This window comes from Pseudomonas sp. PvP009, assembly GCF_017832995.1.
GTDB lineage: Bacteria > Pseudomonadota > Gammaproteobacteria > Pseudomonadales > Pseudomonadaceae > Aquipseudomonas > Aquipseudomonas syringae.
The window spans coordinates 5,271,208-5,290,981 of record NZ_JAFIBG010000001.1 but is presented as its reverse complement, the minus strand read 5'-3'; the positions used below and the strand labels follow the sequence as shown (position 1 = coordinate 5,290,981).

General features: G+C 60.4%; 17 protein-coding genes and 1 pseudogene. 11 read left to right on the top strand and 7 right to left on the bottom strand.

Features of this window, described 5'->3' with window-relative positions:
* Positions 1-95 precede the first annotated feature (95 nt).
* From JOE29_RS22685 to JOE29_RS22675, 3 genes and pseudogenes are all read left to right on the top strand, one after another.
* Positions 96-374, top strand: a complete 279-nt coding sequence (locus tag JOE29_RS22685) for a polyhydroxyalkanoic acid system family protein (protein WP_003316638.1) — start codon at positions 96-98, stop codon at positions 372-374.
* Positions 375-439: 65 nt separating this feature from the next.
* Positions 440-638, top strand: a pseudogene (locus JOE29_RS22680) (phasin family protein); the annotation flags it as partial.
* A 10-nt stretch (positions 639-648) separates the two neighbouring features.
* Positions 649-1,380, top strand: coding sequence for a phasin family protein (locus JOE29_RS22675; protein ID WP_074953917.1), 732 nt, complete (start codon positions 649-651; stop codon positions 1,378-1,380).
* Between the two features lie 100 nt (positions 1,381-1,480).
* Here the strand turns inward: JOE29_RS22675 and JOE29_RS22670 are convergent, their stop codons facing one another.
* The 6 genes from JOE29_RS22670 to JOE29_RS22645 form a co-directional block, all read right to left on the bottom strand.
* On the bottom strand, positions 1,481-1,852 hold the full coding sequence (locus tag JOE29_RS22670) for a DUF971 domain-containing protein (RefSeq protein ID WP_003392349.1): 372 nt from the start codon (positions 1,850-1,852) through the stop codon (positions 1,481-1,483).
* A gap of 100 nt (positions 1,853-1,952) precedes the next feature.
* Positions 1,953-3,290, bottom strand: coding sequence for an ATP-dependent protease ATPase subunit HslU (hslU, locus tag JOE29_RS22665; protein ID WP_003316641.1), 1,338 nt, complete (start codon positions 3,288-3,290; stop codon positions 1,953-1,955).
* 66 nt (positions 3,291-3,356) lie between these two features.
* On the bottom strand, positions 3,357-3,887 hold the full coding sequence (gene hslV / locus JOE29_RS22660; RefSeq protein ID WP_003392345.1) for an ATP-dependent protease subunit HslV: 531 nt from the start codon (positions 3,885-3,887) through the stop codon (positions 3,357-3,359).
* A gap of 414 nt (positions 3,888-4,301) precedes the next feature.
* Positions 4,302-4,997 (bottom strand): SPOR domain-containing protein, encoded by a 696-nt coding sequence (locus JOE29_RS22655; RefSeq protein WP_004414617.1) that lies wholly within the window; start codon positions 4,995-4,997, stop codon positions 4,302-4,304.
* A gap of 1 nt (position 4,998) precedes the next feature.
* The gene (gene argS / locus JOE29_RS22650) at positions 4,999-6,735 is read right to left on the bottom strand and encodes an arginine--tRNA ligase (protein WP_003422551.1); all 1,737 of its coding nucleotides are present in this window, start codon (positions 6,733-6,735) and stop codon (positions 4,999-5,001) included.
* Between the two features lie 97 nt (positions 6,736-6,832).
* Positions 6,833-9,052 (bottom strand): primosomal protein N', encoded by a 2,220-nt coding sequence (locus tag JOE29_RS22645; protein ID WP_003341399.1) that lies wholly within the window; start codon positions 9,050-9,052, stop codon positions 6,833-6,835.
* A gap of 169 nt (positions 9,053-9,221) precedes the next feature.
* Here JOE29_RS22645 and rpmE point away from each other — a divergent pair, with 169 nt between their 5' ends.
* The 3 genes from rpmE (at position 9,222) to JOE29_RS22630 (ending at position 11,711) form a co-directional block, all read left to right on the top strand.
* On the top strand, positions 9,222-9,443 hold the full coding sequence (gene rpmE, locus JOE29_RS22640) for a 50S ribosomal protein L31 (protein ID WP_002551648.1): 222 nt from the start codon (positions 9,222-9,224) through the stop codon (positions 9,441-9,443).
* A gap of 13 nt (positions 9,444-9,456) precedes the next feature.
* Entirely contained in the window at positions 9,457-10,260 is an 804-nt protein-coding gene (locus JOE29_RS22635) for a thermonuclease family protein (protein WP_044312620.1), read from the top strand.
* 182 nt (positions 10,261-10,442) lie between these two features.
* Positions 10,443-11,711, top strand: coding sequence for a malic enzyme-like NAD(P)-binding protein (locus JOE29_RS22630; protein ID WP_210079885.1), 1,269 nt, complete (start codon positions 10,443-10,445; stop codon positions 11,709-11,711).
* Between the two features lie 468 nt (positions 11,712-12,179).
* On the opposite strand, the gene JOE29_RS22625 is transcribed toward JOE29_RS22630, so the two are convergent.
* Positions 12,180-14,624 (bottom strand): penicillin-binding protein 1A, encoded by a 2,445-nt coding sequence (locus JOE29_RS22625; protein WP_003341396.1) that lies wholly within the window; start codon positions 14,622-14,624, stop codon positions 12,180-12,182.
* Positions 14,625-14,830: 206 nt separating this feature from the next.
* Here JOE29_RS22625 and JOE29_RS22620 point away from each other — a divergent pair, with 206 nt between their 5' ends.
* Genes JOE29_RS22620 through pilQ form a run of 5 tightly spaced genes read left to right on the top strand, consistent with a single transcriptional unit; the run spans position 14,831 to position 19,773 of the window.
* Entirely contained in the window at positions 14,831-15,895 is a 1,065-nt protein-coding gene (locus JOE29_RS22620) for a pilus assembly protein PilM (protein WP_003341394.1), read from the top strand.
* Positions 15,895-16,476 (top strand): PilN domain-containing protein, encoded by a 582-nt coding sequence (locus JOE29_RS22615; protein ID WP_003316651.1) that lies wholly within the window; start codon positions 15,895-15,897, stop codon positions 16,474-16,476. The genes JOE29_RS22620 and JOE29_RS22615 overlap by 1 nt, the downstream gene beginning before the upstream one ends.
* On the top strand, positions 16,473-17,096 hold the full coding sequence (pilO, locus tag JOE29_RS22610; RefSeq protein WP_003316652.1) for a type 4a pilus biogenesis protein PilO: 624 nt from the start codon (positions 16,473-16,475) through the stop codon (positions 17,094-17,096). Before JOE29_RS22615 ends, pilO begins: the two co-directional genes overlap by 4 nt.
* Positions 17,093-17,620: a type 4a pilus biogenesis lipoprotein PilP gene (gene pilP / locus JOE29_RS22605; protein ID WP_003316653.1), complete on the top strand. Its 528-nt coding sequence runs from the start codon at positions 17,093-17,095 to the stop codon at positions 17,618-17,620. The genes pilO and pilP overlap by 4 nt, the downstream gene beginning before the upstream one ends.
* 47 nt (positions 17,621-17,667) lie before the next feature.
* The gene (pilQ, locus tag JOE29_RS22600) at positions 17,668-19,773 is read left to right on the top strand and encodes a type IV pilus secretin PilQ (protein ID WP_024665233.1); all 2,106 of its coding nucleotides are present in this window, start codon (positions 17,668-17,670) and stop codon (positions 19,771-19,773) included.
* Position 19,774: the final 1 nt, after the last annotated feature.

The following is a 19,774-nucleotide window of genomic DNA, read 5'->3' as shown; positions in this document are numbered from 1 at the left end:
TTTGTCTTGACAAGGCTCACCTGCAACGCTTTCTTGGATGCGGGCGGGTGTATATAGTTGCGCCGCATTTCATATGACGATCAAGGAAGCCTCCGATGGCCAAGATAACCGTTGAACGCCCGCACGCCCTAGGCCTCGAGAAGGCTCGCGAAAAGGCCGAGCAACTGGTCGAGAAGCTTTCCACCCGATACGGACTGGCTCACGAATGGGCTGGCGATACCGTAAAACTGGAGGGCAAGGGCGCCAAGGGCGAGGTCGAGGTCGAAGAGGCTTTGATCCGCGTCAACATCGAGCTGAACTTCATCCTGTCGGCCATGAGCGGTTCGATCAAGACAGAAGTCGAGCGCGTTCTGGACAAGGCGCTCGCTGCCTGAACGCCGTATGCAGACCTGCTGATTTTTCTTCGCCCTCCGTATGTTCATGCGCTCTTTTATGAGCGCAAATCGACAGAATCGAGCGTGCTTTCGACCTTCGAGTCGCAAAGGCCTTGAACCGGGTCGGTATCCCGTCTAAACATGATGTAGACACGCTCTTTGCCAGGCTCGATCAGCTGAGGGCATTGCTTGAGCGTGTCGGGCCGATAAAAGCTCGAACGCTGCGTGCCGAAACGACTCGGGCGTTCCAAGTCTGGACGATAAGGAGAACAGGATGGCTGGCAAGAAAAAAACCGACAAAGATGGCAGCTCCTGGATGGGCGAGGTTGAGAAGTACTCTCGTCAGATCTGGCTGGCTGGTTTGGGCGCGTATTCCAAGATCAGCAATGATGGCAGCAAGCTGTTCGATACCCTGGTGAAGGACGGCGAGAAGGCCGAGAAACTGACCAAGGTCGAAGCGCAGAAACAGCTCGATGACGTCAAGAACACCAGCAAGTCGGCCAAGTCCCGCGTGGACGACGTGAAAGACCTCGCGGTTGGCAAGTGGAACGAGCTGGAAGAGGCTTTCGACAAGCGCCTGAACGGCGCGATTTCGCGTCTGGGTGTGCCGAGCCGCAGTGAAGTACAGGCGCTGCACAGCAAGGTCGACCAGCTGACCCGGCAGATCGAGCTATTGGTGGACGCGAAAGCCAAACCGGCTGCTTCGCGCACTGTGGCGGCTAAACCGGCAGCGGCGAAAAGCGCAGCGAAACCGGTGGTCAAGGCTGCGGCCAAGCCTGTCGCCAAAGCGGCGGACAAGAGCGTAGCGGCCAGGCCAGCCGTCAAGAAAGCAGCGGCCAGGCCCGTCGAGGCTACCAACAAGCCTGCCGCTGCGAGCACCGGCAAAACCAGCACCGCGACCAAACCTGCAGCAGCAAAAAAGCCAGCGGCAAGAAAGCCGGCGGCCAAACCTGCTACCAAGCCCTCTACGCCGGCCGCATCGGAAAAACCCGCTATTCAGTCCTGATACCCGGCTGCAACAAACCAGACCGGACGCGGAGCGTCCAGAACTGCATACCCACGCGGAGTGGGCACGATGGTGTTCTTGCGGGCACCTGCGAGGCGGTTCAGAGCATCAGTTTGATGACGTGTTCGGAAGGGTCGCGGGACTTGCCGGCTTTTTCGAGTTCCTGCAAGTAGTCTTCCCACAGCGACGCCTGGCGTGTGGCCAGTTCGTACAGGTATTCCCAGGTAAACAGGCCGCTGTCATGGCCGTCATCGAAGGTCAGTTTCAGCGCATATTGCCCGGCGGGCTCGACCTTGGTCAGGCCGACTCCCAGTTTGCCGAATTGCAGGATCGGCCGGCCGTGGCCCTGAACCTCGGCAGAAGGGGAATGCACCCGCAGAAATTCGGCGGGCAAATGGTATTCCTCATCCGGCGCGTATTTCAGTGTCAGGGTTTTGGAGGCTTTATGCAGTTGGATGGCGGTTGGGAGCATTGAGAACAGCCTCAAGTTTTAAGCTGCAAGCTTCAAGCAGAAGCAAAAAAGCTGCAAGCGTGGACAACCGCTTGCAGCTTGCAGCTAATAGCTTGCAGCTTCAGAGAATATAACGTGACAGGTCTTCGTTTTCTGCCAGATCACCGAGGTGGCTGTTGACGTATTCCGCGTCGATCTCGATCGGCGCTGCGTCAGGGCTGATGGCCAGGTCACCGGCGCTGAACGAGACTTCCTCAAGCAGGCGCTCAAGCAGCGTGTGCAGGCGGCGGGCGCCGATGTTCTCGGTCTTCTCGTTGACCTGCCAGGCAATCTCGGCCAGGCGCTTGATGCCTTCAGGCTTGAACTCGATCTTCAGGCCTTCGGTCTTGAGCAGCTCGCGGTACTGTTCGGTCAACGACGCATGCGGCTCGCTGAGGATGCGCTCGAAGTCCTGAGGCGACAGCGCCTTGAGTTCAACGCGGATCGGCAGACGGCCTTGCAGCTCGGGGACCAGATCGCTGGGTTTGCTCAAATGGAACGCACCCGAGGCGATAAACAGGATGTGGTCGGTCTTGACCATGCCCAGTTTGGTATTCACCGTGCAACCTTCGATCAGCGGCAGCAGGTCGCGCTGCACGCCTTCACGGGATACGTCGACACCGCCCGAATTACCGCGTTTGGCAACTTTGTCGATCTCGTCGATGAACACGATGCCATGTTGCTCGACCGCTTCCAGGGCCTTGGCTTTCAGCTCTTCTTCATTGACCAGACGGCCCGCTTCTTCTTCGCGTACCAGCTTGAGCGCTTCCTTGACCTTGAGCTTGCGGCTCTTGGTCTTGCCCTTGCCCATGTTGGCAAACAGGCTCTGCAACTGATTGGTCATCTCTTCCATGCCAGGCGGCGCAGAGATATCGACACCAACCGCTTCGTTGATCTCGATCTCGATTTCCTTGTCATCCAGCTGGCCTTCGCGCAGGCGCTTGCGGAACAGCTGACGGGTATTGGAATCGCTGCTCTGCGCCGGATCTTCGTTGAAGCCGACCCGGGCCGGTGGCAACAGGGCATCGAGGATGCGCTCTTCGGCGGCATCTTCGGCACGATGACGCACCTTGACGATTTCCTGTTCACGCAGCAGCTTGATCGCGGCATCGGCCAGATCACGGATGATCGACTCTACATCGCGACCTACATAACCCACTTCGGTGAATTTGGTGGCTTCGACCTTGATGAACGGTGCGTTGGCGAGCTTGGCCAGACGACGGGCGATTTCGGTCTTGCCGACACCGGTCGGGCCGATCATCAGAATGTTCTTGGGGGTTACTTCGACACGCAGTTCTTCAGGCAACTGCATGCGGCGCCAGCGATTGCGCAGGGCAATGGCCACGGCGCGCTTGGCATCGTCCTGGCCGATGATATGGCGATTGAGTTCATGGACGATTTCGCGGGGAGTCATTGACATGGTTATTCACGGTCCTCTGTTGCGGGCAAGTCGATGGGGCCGCAGGGTGTGCGGCCCGGCAGCGGCTTAGCCAGCGAGGTCCTGCTCCTCAATGGTGATGTTGTGGTTGGTGAACACGCAGATGTCGCCGGCGATATGCAGGGAAGTCTCGGCAATTTCGCGGGCCGACAGGTCGGTCTTGAGCAGCAGGGCGCGTGCTGCGGCCTGAGCGAATGCGCCGCCGGAGCCCATGGCGATCAGGCCGTCCTCGGGCTCGACCACGTCACCGTTGCCGGTGATGATCAGCGAGGCGTCCTTGTTGGCGACGGCCAGCATGGCTTCGAGACGGCTCAGCGAGCGATCGGTGCGCCAGTCCTTGGCCAGTTCGACGGCTGCACGAACCAGATGCCCCTGGTGTTTTTCCAGTTGGGCCTCGAAGCGTTCGAACAGCGTGAATGCATCGGCGGTCGCGCCAGCGAATCCGGCGATCACTTCACCGTGATACAGGCGGCGTACCTTTTTGGCGTTGCCTTTCATGACGGTGTTGCCCAGAGAAACCTGGCCGTCGCCAGCCATGACGACTTTACCGTGGCGGCGCACTGAAACGATGGTGGTCAAGGGAGAGTCTCCACACTGCGGGGCGAAAATGCCCTGATGCAAACTCATATGGGGGTGTGGGTGAGTATTTCAACCTTGGGGATGAATCGGGGGGGATGACCGTATGATTCTTGTCCCAACTCTTTAAGCGGACCGGGCGACGCTTCGTTTGTCCGCGATCTCCCGGTTTTTGTAGCGGACAGAAGGCCGTTTTGATTCTGCCCAACGGGCGTAGGAGCGGACTTGTCCGCGATGGGCTGCGCAGCGGCCCCCAAACAGGCTGCCTCGGCTGGGTCTGATACACCGATGCGGCTGGTTTTGCTGCCGGTTCCCGGCAGCTCGCGGACAAGTCCGCTCCTACGCCCTTCGGGCAGAAGCTCCGTTCTCCGTACTCATCGAAAACACGCGATGAGCACGGAAACAGCGGCGCTTTGGCTAGCGGCTCTGACGCTGTTGCAACAACAGGTTACTAAATCCGCCGCTTGCCAGTTGTTTCTGGGCGGTGGTCAGCTGTTCGCGGTTGCTGAACGGGCCGACCAGTACGCGGTACCATGTTTCATCCTTGACGGTGCCCGACTCGACGGTAGAGGTCTGGCCCAGCAGGATGATTTGCGCGCGGACTTTCTCGGCGTCAGCCTGTTTGCGGAACGAGCCCGCCTGCAGGAAGAACGTCGTCACCGCTGCCGGCTTGGTCGTCGCAACTGCGGGCGCTGGCGGAGGCGTCAGGCCGCTGAGGGCTGCCTGGGCGCGTGCGGTGTCGATCTTGGCTGCTTGTTCCGGCGAGACCGGTGCTGTCGGTGCCACGGGCGGCGGGGTCTTCTCCGGCACGGCTTCGTTCGGCACGATCACTTCCGACTCCGGCAGCAATGTGTAGAAGTCGTACTTGGGTTTGACCGGCGCCGTAGGGCTTGGCGGTGTCTTGTTAGCTTCGGCGATCTTTGCAGCCTTGGCGTCTGCCCTGACCCGCTTGACGTCATCACCACCGGGTTCGAGCTTCATCAAAAAGACCACGAACGCGCCCACGGTCAAGCCAATCGCCAGCCACAACCATCCTGGAATAGGCTTCTTCGCGGGTGCCTGATAACGGCTGGCGCCCCGCTTGGGTGCCGGTTTCTTCTTCGCAACTGCCAACTTACATACGCTCCAGAGTTTCCAGACCCAACAGGTCCAGGCCTTGCTTGAGGGTGCGGCCGGTCAGTGCAGCCAGCCGCAGACGGCTCTGTTGCTGATCGGGGTTTTCCGCACCAAGGATCGGGCAGTTTTCGTAAAAGCTCGAAAACAGACCCGCAAGGTCATACAGGTAAGCACAAAGTACGTGCGGCGTGCCTTTTTCTGCGACGTTGTTCAGTGTTTCGGTGAACTGCGCCAGACGTGCGGCCAGTTCCTGTTCCTGCGGCGCGGCGAGGACAATCTGGCCCTTGCTGGCGTCAAACGCGCTGCCCAGCTTGCGGAACACGCCGGCCACACGGGTGTAGGCGTACAGCAGATAGGGCGCGGTGTTGCCTTCGAAACTGAGCATCTGATCGAAGTTGAAGCTGTAATCGCTGGCGCGGTGCTTGGACAGGTCGGCGTATTTCACCGCACTGATGCCCACGGCCTTGGCAATGCTGCGCAATTCCGCTTCGGCGACTTCCGGGTTCTTTTCCTTGACCAGTGTGTAGGCGCGCTCTTCGGCTTCATCGAGCAGGTCGATGAGCTTGACCGTGCCGCCATCGCGGGTCTTGAACGGGCGGCCATCGGCGCCGTTCATGGTGCCGAAGCCCATGTGTTCCAGTTGCATGCCGTCATGCACGAAACCTGCGCGGCGCGCCACTTCGAACACCTGCTGGAAGTGCAGGGCCTGACGCTGGTCGACGAAATACAGCACGCGGTCGGCCTTGAGCACCTTGCTGCGATAGCGGATCGCTGCCAGGTCTGTGGTGGCATACAGATAACCGCCACCGGCCTTCTGCACGATGACCGGCAACGGTGTGTCATCGGCGGTGCGGAATTCTTCGAGGAACACGCATTGTGCGCCATTGCTCTCGACCAGCAGGCCCGAGGCTTTCAGGTCGTTGACCACATTGGCCAGGTCATCGTTATAGGCGCTTTCGCCCATCACGTCGGCCGGGGTCAGCTTGACGTTGAGGCGCTCGTAGGTTTCCTGGCAGTGCGACAGCGAGATGTCCTTGAAGCGCGTCCACAGCGCCAGGCACTCGGCATCGCCGGCCTGCAGCTTGACCACCAGACCACGAGCACGCTCGGCGAACTCTTCAGACTCGTCAAAGCGCTGCTTGGCGGCGCGGTAGAAGTTTTCCAGGTCGGACAGCTCGTCGCTGGTCGCCGGCTTTTCCTGCAGATAGGCCAGCAGCATGCCGAACTGGGTGCCCCAGTCGCCCACGTGGTTCTGACGAATGACCGTGTCACCGAGAAACGTCAGAACGTTCGCCACGCCGTCGCCAATAATGGTCGAGCGCAAATGGCCAACGTGCATTTCCTTGGCCAGGTTCGGTGCCGACAGATCGACGACCACGCGCTGTGCAGCGCCCGCCTTGCGCACCGACAGGTGCGCGTCGGCCAGTGCAGCGTCGAGGCGTGCGGCCAGCGCGGCAGTGTTCTGGAAGAAGTTCAGGAAGCCCGGGCCGGCAATTTCGACCTTGCTGACCTGCTCGTCGGCCGGCAGCGCGGCGATCAGCTTTTCAGCCAGATCGCGCGGTTTCATGCCGGCAGGCTTGGCGAGCATCATCGCAATATTGCTGGCGAAGTCGCCGTGCGTCTTGTCGCGGGCGTTTTCCACCTGGATCGCCGGCGTCAGCCCTTCTGGCAAGACGCCCTCGGTGACGAGACGGGTCAGGGCTTGTTGAATCAGCTGGCGAATCGTGTCTTTCATGGTGCTCTCTTCGACCGCAAGCGCGGTGGCGCTTCGATGCGCGGGTGGAAAAACTCCGCATTATCCGTTGCTCAAGCCTGCTTGCCAACGGCGTGACTTAATAAAGATCCACAGGATCCACATCCAGCGACCATCTGACCTGCCGACCGCTGGGCATTTGCTCCAGCGCGAGCAGCCAGGTGGCTAGCAATTTATGCAAGGGCGCGCGGGCGCTGGACTGCACCAGCAGTTGCGCGCGATAACGCCCGGCGCGGCGTTCCATCGGTGCCGGAACCGGGCCCAGCAGCTCGATGCCGCCCAGCGCCATCTGCGCGACTAGTTGCTCCGCATCGCTGCAGGCCTGATCGAGAAAGGCCTCGGCCTGTCCCGGCTTGTGCGCTTCAGCGCGCAGCAGTGCGAGGTGTGAAAACGGTGGCAGACCCGCCGAACGGCGCTCGCTCAAGGCCTGTTCGGCAAAGGCGAAATAACCCTGCTCGGTCAGCTGGATCAGCAGTGGGTGGTCGGCCAGGTGGGTCTGGATGATCACCTTGCCAGGCTCTTCGGCGCGCCCGGCACGACCTGCCACCTGCACGATTAATTGCGCCATGCGCTCGCTGGCGCGGAAGTCGCCGGAAAACAGCCCGCCGTCGGCGTCCAGAATCGAGACCAGCGTGACCCGGGGAAAGTGATGGCCCTTGGCGAGCATTTGCGTGCCGACCAGAATGCATGGCTGACCGCGCTGGATCGTCGTGAACAGCTGGTTCATGGCGTCCTTGCGCGACGTGCTGTCGCGGTCGACACGCAGTACGGGGTAGTCCGGAAACAGAATCGCCAGGCGCTCTTCGGCGCGCTCGGTGCCGGCGCCTACCGGGCGCAAATCCACCTTGCCGCACGACGGACACTGACGCGGTACGCGCTCGACATACCCGCAGTGATGGCAGCGCAGCTCGCCCGAGCGCTGGTGCACGGTCATGCGTGCATCGCAGCGCTGGCAGCCGGACATCCAGCCGCAGTCGTGGCACAGCAAGGTTGGCGCAAAGCCGCGACGGTTGAGGAATACCAAGACCTGCTGGCCTGCCGCGAGCGTCTGGCCGATGGCCTGCTGCATGGGCCCGGAGATGCCGCTGTCCAGCGGTCGGCTCTTGACGTCCAGGCGCATGAAACGCGGCTGCTGTGCGCCGCCCGCGCGCTCATTCAGGCGCAGCAGGCCATAGCGGCCGGTGTAAGCGTTGTGCAGGCTTTCCAAGGACGGTGTGGCCGAGCCAAGGACAATCGGAATGTTTTCCTGACGCGCCCGCACCAGGGCCAGATCGCGGGCGTGATAGCGCAGACCTTCCTGCTGTTTATAGGAGCCGTCGTGTTCTTCGTCGATGATGATCAGGCCGGGATTTTTCATCGGCGTGAACAGCGCCGAACGCGTGCCGATGATGATGTCCGCCTCGCCATCGCGAGCTGCCAGCCAGGCATCCAGCCGTTCGCGGTCGTTGACCGCCGAGTGGACCAGCGCAATGCGCGCATTGAAGCGTTGCTCGAAGCGCGCCAGGGTCTGCGGGCCGAGGTTGATTTCCGGGATCAGCACCAGCGCCTGCTTGCCGGCTTCGAGGGTTTCGCGGATCAGTTGCAGATAGACTTCAGTCTTGCCGCTGCCGGTGACGCCGGCCAGCAGAAACGCATGAAAGCTGTCGAACCCGGCGCGGATCGCTTCGTAAGCGGCGCGTTGTTCGGTGTTGAGCGGCAATTCAGGCTGGGCCAGCCAGTGCTCATGGCGTGCGCTGGGTGCATGGCTGCGGACCTCGACGTACACCAGCTCCTTGGCCAGCAACAGGTTGAGGCTGTCCTTGTTAAGCATCAGCTTGCTGAGCAGTTGATGCGCCACCCCGTGCGGGTGCTGGGCCAGGGTGGTCAGGGCCTCGCGCTGCTTGGGTGCGCGGGCGATGCGCGGATCGTCGACGCTGGCGCCCGGGGCCACATGCCAGAAGCGCTCCTGGCGACTTTCGGCCAGTTCGCCCTGACGCAACAGTACCGGCAAGGCCCAGCTCAGTGTGTCTCCGAGGCTGTGCTGGTAGTACTGCGAGGTCCACAGGCACAGCTTGAACAGCGCGGGTGGCAGCGGCGCTTCGCTGTCGAGCAGGGCGATCGCCGGCTTGAGCTTGTCGGCGGGCACTTCGCTGTGATCGACCACTTCCACCAGAATGCCGATCATTTCCCGGCGTCCGAACGGCACTCGCAGACGCATGCCCGGCTGCAAGGCGCTGCGCGACACGCCCGCTGGGGCGCGGTAGTCGAACAGGCGGCGAAGCGGCGAGGGCAGGGCAAGGCGCAGGATGGCGTCGGGCACGCGGTGTTTCCCTGTGGTGATAAGTGATGACGGAGGCGCGATCTTAGCAGACGACCGGTGTGAAGGTTCGCTTGCGTCGTTGCGATTGTCTGGTACTATCCGCAGCCTATTTCCGTGCGGTATTCAACAATAGTGTTGAGTGGCGGCGCGTTAGACCGAGGAAGTACCGATGAAAGCTGATATCCATCCAGTTTACGAAGCCATTGACGCTACCTGCAGCTGCGGCAATGTCATCAAGACCCGTTCCACCCTGGCCGCTCCTCTGAGCCTGGACGTGTGCAACGAGTGCCACCCGTTCTACACCGGCAAGCAGAAGACGCTTGACGTTGGCGGCCGTGTCGACAAGTTCAAATCCCGTTTCGGTGCGTTCGGCGCTACCAAAGCGAAGTAAGACTGGCTGCCCGATGGGCATCTCCAGGCTGCTTGAAAAGGCGCTCCTTGTGGGCGTCTTTTTTATGCCCGCGATTTGGGTGTCCGGCGCGCAGGCCTTCTGCCCGGCACCTGCCTCGTTGCCGGTCGCGCAGGTACAGCGTGTGGTCGACGGCGACACCTTGAAGCTGACCGATGGCCGCAGCGTGCGGATGATCGGGCTCAATACGCCTGAAACCGGCAGGAAAGGCCGGTCTGCCGAACCGTTTGCCGAGTCGGCCAAAAAACGCTTGCAGACGCTGGTCAATGAAAGCGGCGGCAAGGTCAGGCTGCGTATCGGCCAGCAGGGCAAGGATCATTACGGCCGCACGCTGGCCAACGTCTATGACCGTAAAGGCGCCAACCTTGAGGCGCAGTTGCTCAGCGAAGGGCTGGGCTATCTGGTGGCCGTTGCGCCTAATGTGACTCTGGTCGATTGCCAGCAGGTCGCGGAGCGTCAGGCACGTCAGGCGCGGCTGGGTGTGTGGCGCAATTCGCCGGTGCAGTCCTCGGCCCGACTGAGCAAAAGCGGTTTCGCGATTGTGTCCGGTCAGGTCAAGCGTGTGCAGCGCAACCGCGGCGGCATCTGGATCGAGTTGCAGGGCTCGCTGGTCCTGCGTATCGCGCCTGCCCACCTGAGTGCATTCGATACGGCGATGCTCAAGCGCCTCGAAGGGCAGCAGGTCGAAGCGCGTGGCTGGGTGGTCGATCGCTCCCGGCGTGGAGGCCTGAAAAAGGGGCAGTCCCGCTGGCTGCTGCCACTGACCCATCCCGCAATGCTGGACCTTTCACGCCGTTAGAAGCGCCCTTCAAACCGGTGATCTGACGAGCGTGACCGAGTGTTCACGTTTCAGCCCTCTAAGCGTAAAGTCTAAGCCCGAGCCTATTGACAGCAGTGACTGGCCAGTCTTGTTAGGACTATGCATCTTGCGTATCCTCGGCGGTCCGTCTGTCCCACAGTAAAAAAAGCGGAATCCAATACATGTCAGATCTGAAAACTGCCGCGCTCGAATACCATGCCAATCCTCGTCCGGGGAAGCTGAGCGTCGAACTCACCAAGCCGACTGCAACCGCTCGTGACCTGGCTCTGGCCTACAGCCCTGGCGTTGCTGAACCCGTGCGTGAAATTGCCCGTGACCCCGAGCTGGCTTACAGGTACACCGGCAAAGGCAATCTGGTAGCAGTTATTTCCGATGGCACCGCGATTCTCGGCCTCGGCGATCTGGGGCCATTGGCTTCCAAGCCGGTTATGGAAGGTAAAGGGGTTCTGTTCAAGCGCTTCGCCGGTATCGACGTTTTCGATATCGAAGTCGATTCCGAAAGCCCACAGGCGTTCATCGACACCGTCAAGCGTATCTCCATCACCTTCGGTGGCATCAACCTGGAAGACATCAAGGCGCCTGAGTGCTTTGAAATCGAGAAGGCGCTGATCGAACAGTGCGACATCCCGGTTTTCCACGATGACCAGCACGGCACCGCTATCGTGACGGCTGCCGGCATGATCAACGCACTGGAAATCGTCGGCAAGACCCTCGATTCGGCGAAGATCGTCTGCCTGGGCGCTGGCGCTGCGGCCATCTCCTGCATGAAGCTGCTGGTGAGCATGGGCGCGAAGATCGAAAACATCTTCATGGTCGACCGTACCGGCGTTATCCACTCCGGCCGTACCGACCTGAACCAGTACAAGGCTGCATTCGCTCACGCGACCGAGAAGCGCTCGCTGACTGACGCGCTGGATGGCGCTGACGTATTTGTAGGCCTGTCCGGTCCTAACCTGCTGAGCGCTGAAAACCTCAAGCTGATGGCCAAGGACCCGATCGTGTTCGCCTGCTCGAACCCTGATCCGGAAATCTCCCCGGAACTGGCTCACGCCACCCGCAGCGACGTGATCATGGCCACTGGTCGTTCGGACTACCCGAACCAGGTCAACAACGTGCTCGGCTTCCCGTTCATTTTCCGTGGTGCTCTGGACGTTCGCGCCAAGCGCATCAACGAAGAAATGAAAATCGCCGCGGCCAACGCCCTGCGCGAACTGGCCAAGCTGCCTGTGCCACAGGAAGTCAGCGACGCCTACGGCGGTATCAAACTGGAATTCGGTCGTGAGTACATCATTCCGAAGCCAATGGATACCCGCCTGCTGGGCCTGATCTCCGATGCAGTGGCCAAGGCCGCCATCGAGACCGGCGTTGCCACCCTGCCGTATCCGAAGCACTACCCGCTGACCAGCGTGGATGACGTGTTCAAGGGTTGATCCCTGACCCAATAAAAAACCCCTGCAGCGATGCAGGGTTTTTTTATGCCTTGGATACCCTGCACTTGTGGGGCATTTTCAGGGATTGAACTAGCCTCTTCGCGAGCAAGCTCGCTCCCACATAGCCCCGGATCATCCCCGAGTCCGTGGGAGTGAGCTTGCTCACGAAGAGGCCTGTGCAGCCGCTGAAAATCTACTGACCCACTAATACGCCTTCGCGAGCAAGCTCGCTCCCACAAAGCCCCGGATTATCCTGAAAGTCCCCGAGTCCGTGGGAGTGAGCTTGCTCACGAAGAGGCCTGTGCAGCCGCTGAAAATCTACTGACCCACTAATACGCCTTCGCGAGCAAGCTCGCTCCCACAAAGCCCCGGATTATCCTGAAAGTCCCCGAATCCGTAGGAGTGAGCTTGCTCACGAAGAGGCCTATGCAGCCTCTGAAAATCTACTGATCCATTAAGTCTGTGCTATCAGAACAAATCGATTGGCGCTGACTCATCTGCCGGCAACGGGCTGCCCGGTGCGCTGCTGCCGCCCAGTTCGTTGACGCTTGGCGGTGTGTCTTCGCTTTTGAACAACTCGAAGAATGCGTTCGGCGTGCTTGGCGTGGCGGCGCGGCCACTCAATGGGTCGACGCGCAGGCTGAGAATGCCTGGCGGTTCGGCCTGCTGATGCGGTGGCTTGTCCTTGAGCGCGGCGCTCATGTAGTCCATCCAGATCGGCAGCGAGACCGTCCCCCCGAATTCGTGACGGCCAAGGCTTTCAGGCTGATCGAAACCACTCCACACCGTCGTCACGTAGTCCGCGTTATACCCGGAGAACCAGGCATCCTTGGAATCGTTGGTGGTACCGGTCTTGCCCGCGATGTCCGGTCTGTTCATGGACAGCGCGCGGCGCCCGGTGCCGCGCTTGATCACGTCCTGCAGCATGCTGTTCAAAATGTACGTGGTGCGGCCATCGACAATGCGCTCGGCAACGGCAGGCGCTTGCGGCTGGGCGGGTGCGCCCGGTGGACCCGCAACGACGCTCGGGCTGTCATGCACGGCAAACGTCGACGTATTGGGCGCTGTGTTCACATCGTTGACCGGAACGCTTGGCGGGTTGGCGACAAACAGGGTCTGACCGTCACGGTTCTCGATGGTCTGGATCAGATAAGGGCTGACCTTGTAACCACCGTTGGCGAAGGTCGCCCAGCCGGTGGCGATTTCCATCGGGGTCAACGTCGCCGTACCCAGTGCCAGCGACAGGTTGCGCGGCAAGTCCTGCTTGGAGAAGCCGAAGCGGGTGATGTAGTCGATGGTGCTGTCGATGCCGAGGGCCTGGAGCAGGCGGATCGATACCAGGTTGCGAGACTTGTACAGCGCCTCGCGCAGGCGGATCGGCCCAAGGAAGGTGTTGGTGTCATTTTTCGGACGCCATACCTTGTCCAGATATTCGTCGACGAACACGATAGGCGCGTCGTTCACCAGGCTGGAAGCGGTGTAACCGTTATCGAGTGCGGCACTATAGATGAACGGCTTGAAGCTCGAGCCCGGTTGGCGTTTGGCCTGCATGGCGCGGTTGTAGTTGCTCTGCTCGAACGCGAAGCCGCCGACCAGCGAGCGAATGGCACCGTTCTGCGGATCAAGCGATACCAGCGCGCTTTGCGCGACGGGAATTTGACTAAATTTCAGCGAGCCATCGTCCTGGCGCAGCAGACGGACGAGGTCGCCAACCTTTGCAACATCACCCGGCTGCTTCGGATTGGCGCCCAGGCTGTTGGTATTCAGGTAAGGCCGTGCCCACTTCATAGTGGCCCAGTCGACGGTTTCTTCCTTCTCGCCGTTGTGGGTCAGAACACGCAGACCGGTCTTGTCGACCTGCGTCACGATGCCGGGCTCAAGGCCGTTGATCGTGCGCTGTTTGGTCAGTTCCTGTACCCAGTTGACTCGGGTCATGCCCGGGAAGCGGCTTTCCGGACCACGGTAACCGTGGCGCTGGTCGTAATCGATCAAGCCCTGCTGGATGGACTTGTTGGCGTGTTCCTGAAGGTCACTAGGTACCGTCGTGGTGACGCGGAAGCCTTCTGTATAGGCCTCGCTACCATAACGGCCGACCATTTCTGCCCGCGCCATCTCAGCGATGTACGGCGCATTCACTTCCGGCGTCGGCACGTGATAGCTGGCGTTGAGCGGCTCACTCAAAGCGGCCTGGTAAGCGGTCTGGTCGATCTTGCCCAAGCGATACATACGGCCGAGGATCCAGTCGCGACGTTCCTTGGCGCGGGTCGGGTTGGCCAACGGGTTGAAACGTGACGGGGCCTTGGGCAGACCGGCAATCATGGCCATTTGCGCAAGGCTTACATCGCGAATCGATTTGCCATAGTAGACTTGCGCCGCCGCTTCGATCCCATAGGCGCGGTTACCCAGATAAATCTTGTTGACGTACAGCTCGAGAATCTCGTCCTTGGTAAGTTGGCGCTCGATTTGCAAGGCCAACAGAATCTCGGTGGTTTTGCGCGAAAAGCTGCGCTCGCTGGTCAGGAAGAAGTTTTTCGCGACCTGCATGGTGATGGTACTGCCGCCTGACTGAATATGGCCGCTCTTGACCAACTGAGTGGCGGCGCGCATCAGGCTGCCTGGGTCGACGCCATAGTGGTTGGCGAAGTTGTCGTCTTCGGCCGACAGCAGTGCGTTGATGAAATTGGGCGGGATTTCCGCGAAGCGAATCGGCGTGCGGCGCATTTCACCGAACTCGGCAATCAGCTTGCCGTCGCTGGTGAACACGCGCAGGGGGATTTGCAGTTGAATGCTTCGCAGCGCATCAACGGATGGCAGGGTCGGGCTCAGGTAAAGAAACGCGCCGCTCAGGCCAAGCAACAGCGAGCAGAATACCGCGACGAGGGACCACCAGAAAAACTTCAGCAGGCGTATCAAGGCTTTTGGATTTCCAGAAAAAATAATGGGTTAAGCGCAGGCATTTACAAATGAACATGCCTTGAAGCTTTGTTAAATGAAAAAAACGCTGGGCATTATAAGCATTTTTCGTCCCCAAGCGTGATTTGCGCTACTGTCAAGGCTGTCGACAGTGACGTTGGCCCGAAATAACTCCGTAAGTGACGGAAACTCATAGGAATCAGGTTGTGTTCGAACTCTTCAGTAAGAAGGCCAACACCCTTCTAGGGATCGATATTAGCTCCACCTCGGTAAAACTCCTGGAATTGAGTCGTTCCGGCACCCGTTACAAGGTCGAGTCTTACGCAGTAGAGCCATTGCCGGCCAACGCGGTCGTCGAAAAGAACATTGCCGAACTCGAAGGGGTCGGGCAGGCATTGTCACGCGTGCTCGTCAAGGCCAAGACCAGCGTCAAGATCGTGGCGGTTGCCGTGGCCGGTTCGGCGGTGATCACCAAGACCATCGAGATGGACGCCGGGCTTTCCGACGATGACATGGAAAACCAGCTCAAGCTTGAAGCTGACCAGTACATCCCCTATCCGCTGGAAGAAGTCGCCATCGATTTCGAAGTGCAGGGCTATTCGGTGCGCAACCCCGAGCGCGTCGAGGTGTTACTGGCTGCCTGCCGCAAGGAAAACGTCGAAGTCCGCGAGGCCGCGCTGGCACTGGCCGGGCTGACCGCACGCGTCGTCGATGTCGAGGCCTACGCCCTTGAGCGTTCGTTCGGTTTGCTGGCGGCGCAACTGGGCAATGGCCATGACGAGCTGACGGTGGCCGTGGTCGATATCGGCGCCACCATGACCACCCTGAGCGTGCTGCATCATGGCCGGATCATCTATACCCGCGAGCAGCTGTTTGGTGGGCGCCAGTTGACTGACGAAATCCAGCGCCGCTACGGGCTCTCCATGGAGGAAGCCGGGCTTGCCAAGAAGCAGGGCGGCTTGCCCGACGATTACGTCAGCGAGGTGCTCGAGCCCTTCAAGGAAGCGCTGGTGCAGCAGGTTTCCCGATCCCTGCAGTTCTTCTTCGCGGCCGGTCAATACAACTCAGTGGATCACATCATGCTGGCAGGCGGCACGGCCTCGATTTCAGGGCTTGAGCATCTGATCCAGCGGCGCATCGGCACGCCGACCATGGTCGCCAACCCGTTTGCCGACATGGCACTGAGCTCCAAGGTAAATGCCGGCGCCCTGGCCAGTGATGCGCCGGCGCTGATGATCGCGTGCGGCCTGGCGTTGAGGAGCTTCGACTGATGGCGCGGATCAACTTATTACCGTGGCGCGAAGAGCTTCGCGAAGAACGAAAGAAACGCTTCCTGACCGCACTGGTCGGCGTGCTGGTGGTGTCAGTCGGCATTCTGTTTCTGATCGATCGTTACGTCAGCAATGGCATCGAGCATCAGATGGCGCGCAATGCCTTTCTGCAGACGCAGATTGCTCAGCTCGATATCCGCATCAAGGAGATCAGTGATCTCAAGGCCCGTCGCAAACAGTTGCTCGAGCGCATGAAGATCATTCAGGACCTGCAAGGCAACCGCCCGATCACCGGACGCGTCTTCGATCAACTGGCGCGGACCCTGCCGGACGGCGTTTATTACTCGCAGGTCAAAATGACCGACAAGCTGATTGCCATCAGTGGCGCTGCCGAGTCGAACAACCGGGTTTCCGACCTGATGCGTAACCTTGAAGCCTCTGACTGGCTGGAAGCGCCGAGCCTCACCGAGGTCAAGGCCACTACGGCCGGTGCTGTGGATCAAGCCAACGTCTTTCAGCTGACCGTACGTCAGACTCAGCCCCCGGTTGCCGCTGTCCCTGCCGCAGGAGCCAAGCCATGAATATGTCCGAATGGCTGGAAGGGCTGCGCAAGGTCGATCTGAGCGAGCTGGACCTGAACAACCTGGGCTCATGGCCCGCAGCGGTCAAGGCCATTGCCGGGCTGCTGGTTGCGGTCACGATTTTCGCACTGGGCTATTTCTTCTTTATCCAGGACCTGGAAACCCAGCTGGAAAGTGCCCAGAGCAGCGAGGTGACGCTCAAGGAGCAGTTCTCCAACAAGGCCTTCCAGGCGGCCAACCTCGAGCCGTACAAAAAGCAGATGGAAGAAATGGAGAACACCTTCGGCGCGCTGCTGCGGCAATTACCCAGCGACACCGAAGTGCCCGGCCTGCTTGAGGACATCACGCGCACCGGGTTGGGAAGCGGACTCGAGTTCGAGGAAATCAAGCTGCTGCCCGAGGCGGTCCAGCAGTTCTACATCGAGCTGCCGATACAGATCACCGTGGTCGGGGGTTATCACGACCTGGCGACCTTCGTCAGCGGCGTAGCCAGCCTGCCGCGCATCGTCACGCTGCATGATTTCGAGATCAAGCCGGTCGATCCCAAAGTGCCAACCAAATTGCGCATGAGCATTCTGGCCAAGACCTACCGTTACAACGATGAAGGGCTGAAGAAATGAGGGCGGCGCGATTGCTGTGCGTCAGTGTGGTTCTGGCAGGGCTCGCCGGTTGCGGTAATGACAATGATTTTGCCGATCTGTCTGAATTCATGGATCAGGCCAGAGCCCGCCCGAGTGGCAACGTCGAGCCGCTCCCCAAGTTTCGGCCGTATGAGGCGTTCACCTATAACGCCTCCACGCTGCGCAGTCCGTTTCAACCGCCGGTCAAGATCGACCTGCTCAACCGGCAGAAGGGTTCACGCCTGGTGGCGCCGGACGAACACCGGGTCAGGCAGTTCCTTGAAGGCTTCAATATCGAGTCGTTCGAGATGGTCGGCACGATTGGCAACGAGTCAGGGACCTTTGCCCTGCTGCGCGGTGCCGGAGGTGTTCATCGCGTCAAGGTGGGCGACTACCTGGGGCGTAACAACGGCCGGGTAGTGTCGATCGGCGACGCGCAGGTTGATGTCATCGAAATTGTTCCTGATGGAGAGGGGGCGTGGCTGGAAAGGCCGCGCACGATCGCCCTCAAAGAACGCTCATGAAGTGGGCAAGGCCAAGTATGCACAGTAGCGCTCAACGGAAATTGATCATGACCCGGATTCTCTCGATTATCGGCGTGTCGTTATGCATCGCGATGCTGTCGCCGGTTCTCCAGGCTGCCAATCTCAAGACCCTGGATGTCGCCGCCCTGCCGGGCGATCGCATCGAGCTGAAGCTGGCATTCGATGCCCCGGTGCCTGCACCGCGCGGTTACACCACGTCGCAACCGGCGCGCATTGCGCTGGATCTGCCGGGTGTTACCAGCCAGCTGGCGACCAAAAGTCGTGATCTGGGCAGCGGCAATGCGCGCAGTGTGGTTGTGGTTCAGGCTCAGGACCGCACTCGGGTGATCATCAACCTGACCACGCTTTCGCCTTACAGCTCCCGCGTCGATGGCAACAACCTGTTCGTGGTCATCGGCCAGGGTGCCGGCGCCGCGCAAGCCTCCCAGCCGACCACTGCGATGGGCGCGCAACGGGTCGCGGTGCCGCCGCCCACGCCGGCATCCGCCAGGCCGTTCATCCCCGCTGGCGTCAAGGCCATCAGGAATGTCGATTTCCAGCGTGGCGAGCTGGGTGAAGGCAATGTGGTCATCGACCTGAGCAACCCCAGCATTGCCCCGGATATTCAGGAGCAGGGCGGCAAGATCCGCGTGGACTTTGCCAAGACCCAACTGCCCGAACCGCTGCGCGTCCGCCTGGACGTCAAGGACTTCGCCACGCCGGTGCAGTTTGTCAGTGCTTCGGCGTCGGGTGACAAGGCCAGCATTCTGATCGAGCCGTCGGGCGCCTTCGACTACTCGGCGTTTCAGACCGAAAACAAGCTGACGATCAGCGTGCGTCCATTGACCAACGAGGACGTCGACCGCCGCGCCGCTGACAAACCGGCGTACACCGGTGAAAAGCTGTCGCTGAACTTCCAGGACATCGACGTGCGTTCGGTGCTGCAGCTGATTGCCGACTTCACCAACCTCAATCTGGTGGCCAGCGATACGGTCCAGGGTGGTATCACCCTGCGTCTGCAGAATGTGCCGTGGGATCAGGCGCTGGACCTGGTGCTGAAAACCAAGGGCCTGGACAAACGCAAGGTCGGCAACGTGCTGCTGGTTGCGCCAGCCGATGAAATTGCCGCCCGCGAGCGTCAGGAGCTGGAGTCGCTCAAGCAGATCGCCGAGCTGGCGCCCCTGCGCCGTGAGCTGTTGCAGGTCAATTACGCCAAGGCTGCCGACATCGCCAAGCTGTTCCAGTCCGTGACCAGTGCCGAGTCCAAGGCCGATGAGCGCGGCTCGATCACGGTGGACGACCGAACCAACAACATCATTGCCTACCAGACCCAGGAACGGCTCGACGAGCTGCGTCGTATCGTTTCGCAACTGGACATCCCGGTACGCCAGGTGATGATCGAGGCGCGCATCGTCGAGGCCAACGTCGATTACAACAAGCAGCTCGGGGTTCGCTGGGGCGGCTCTACGAACACCAGCGGTAACAGAAAATGGACAACCTACGGGCTTGACAATAATGGCGACGAGGCCGGTAACACCAGCGGCAACCTGACCCCCAACGTGCCGTTCGTGGACCTTGGCGCAGCCGGCGCCACCTCGGGTATCGGCCTTGGTTTCGTGACCAACAACACGTTGCTGGACCTTGAACTGAGTGCCATGGAGAAAACCGGCAACGGTGAAATCGTCTCCCAGCCCAAGGTGGTCACTTCCGACAAGGAAACCGCCAAGATCCTCAAGGGTACGGAGATCCCGTATCAGGAATCCAGCTCCAGCGGTGCGACCACCGTGAGCTTCAAGGAGGCTTCCCTGTCGCTTGAAGTGACGCCGCAGATCACGCCGGACAATCGCATCATCATGGAAGTGAAGGTCACCAAGGACGAGCCGGACTACCTGAATGCGGTACTGGGTGTGCCGCCGATCAAGAAGAACGAGGTCAACGCCAAGGTACTGATTTCCGACGGCGAGACCATCGTCATCGGTGGTGTGTTCTCGAATACGCAAAGTAAAGTTGTCGATAAAGTGCCATTTCTTGGCGATGTACCGTATCTTGGCCGGCTTTTCAGGCGCGATGTGGTATCTGAGTCCAAATCCGAGCTGTTGGTATTTCTGACTCCGCGTATCATGAACAACCAGGCGATTTCTGTGAGTCGTTGAT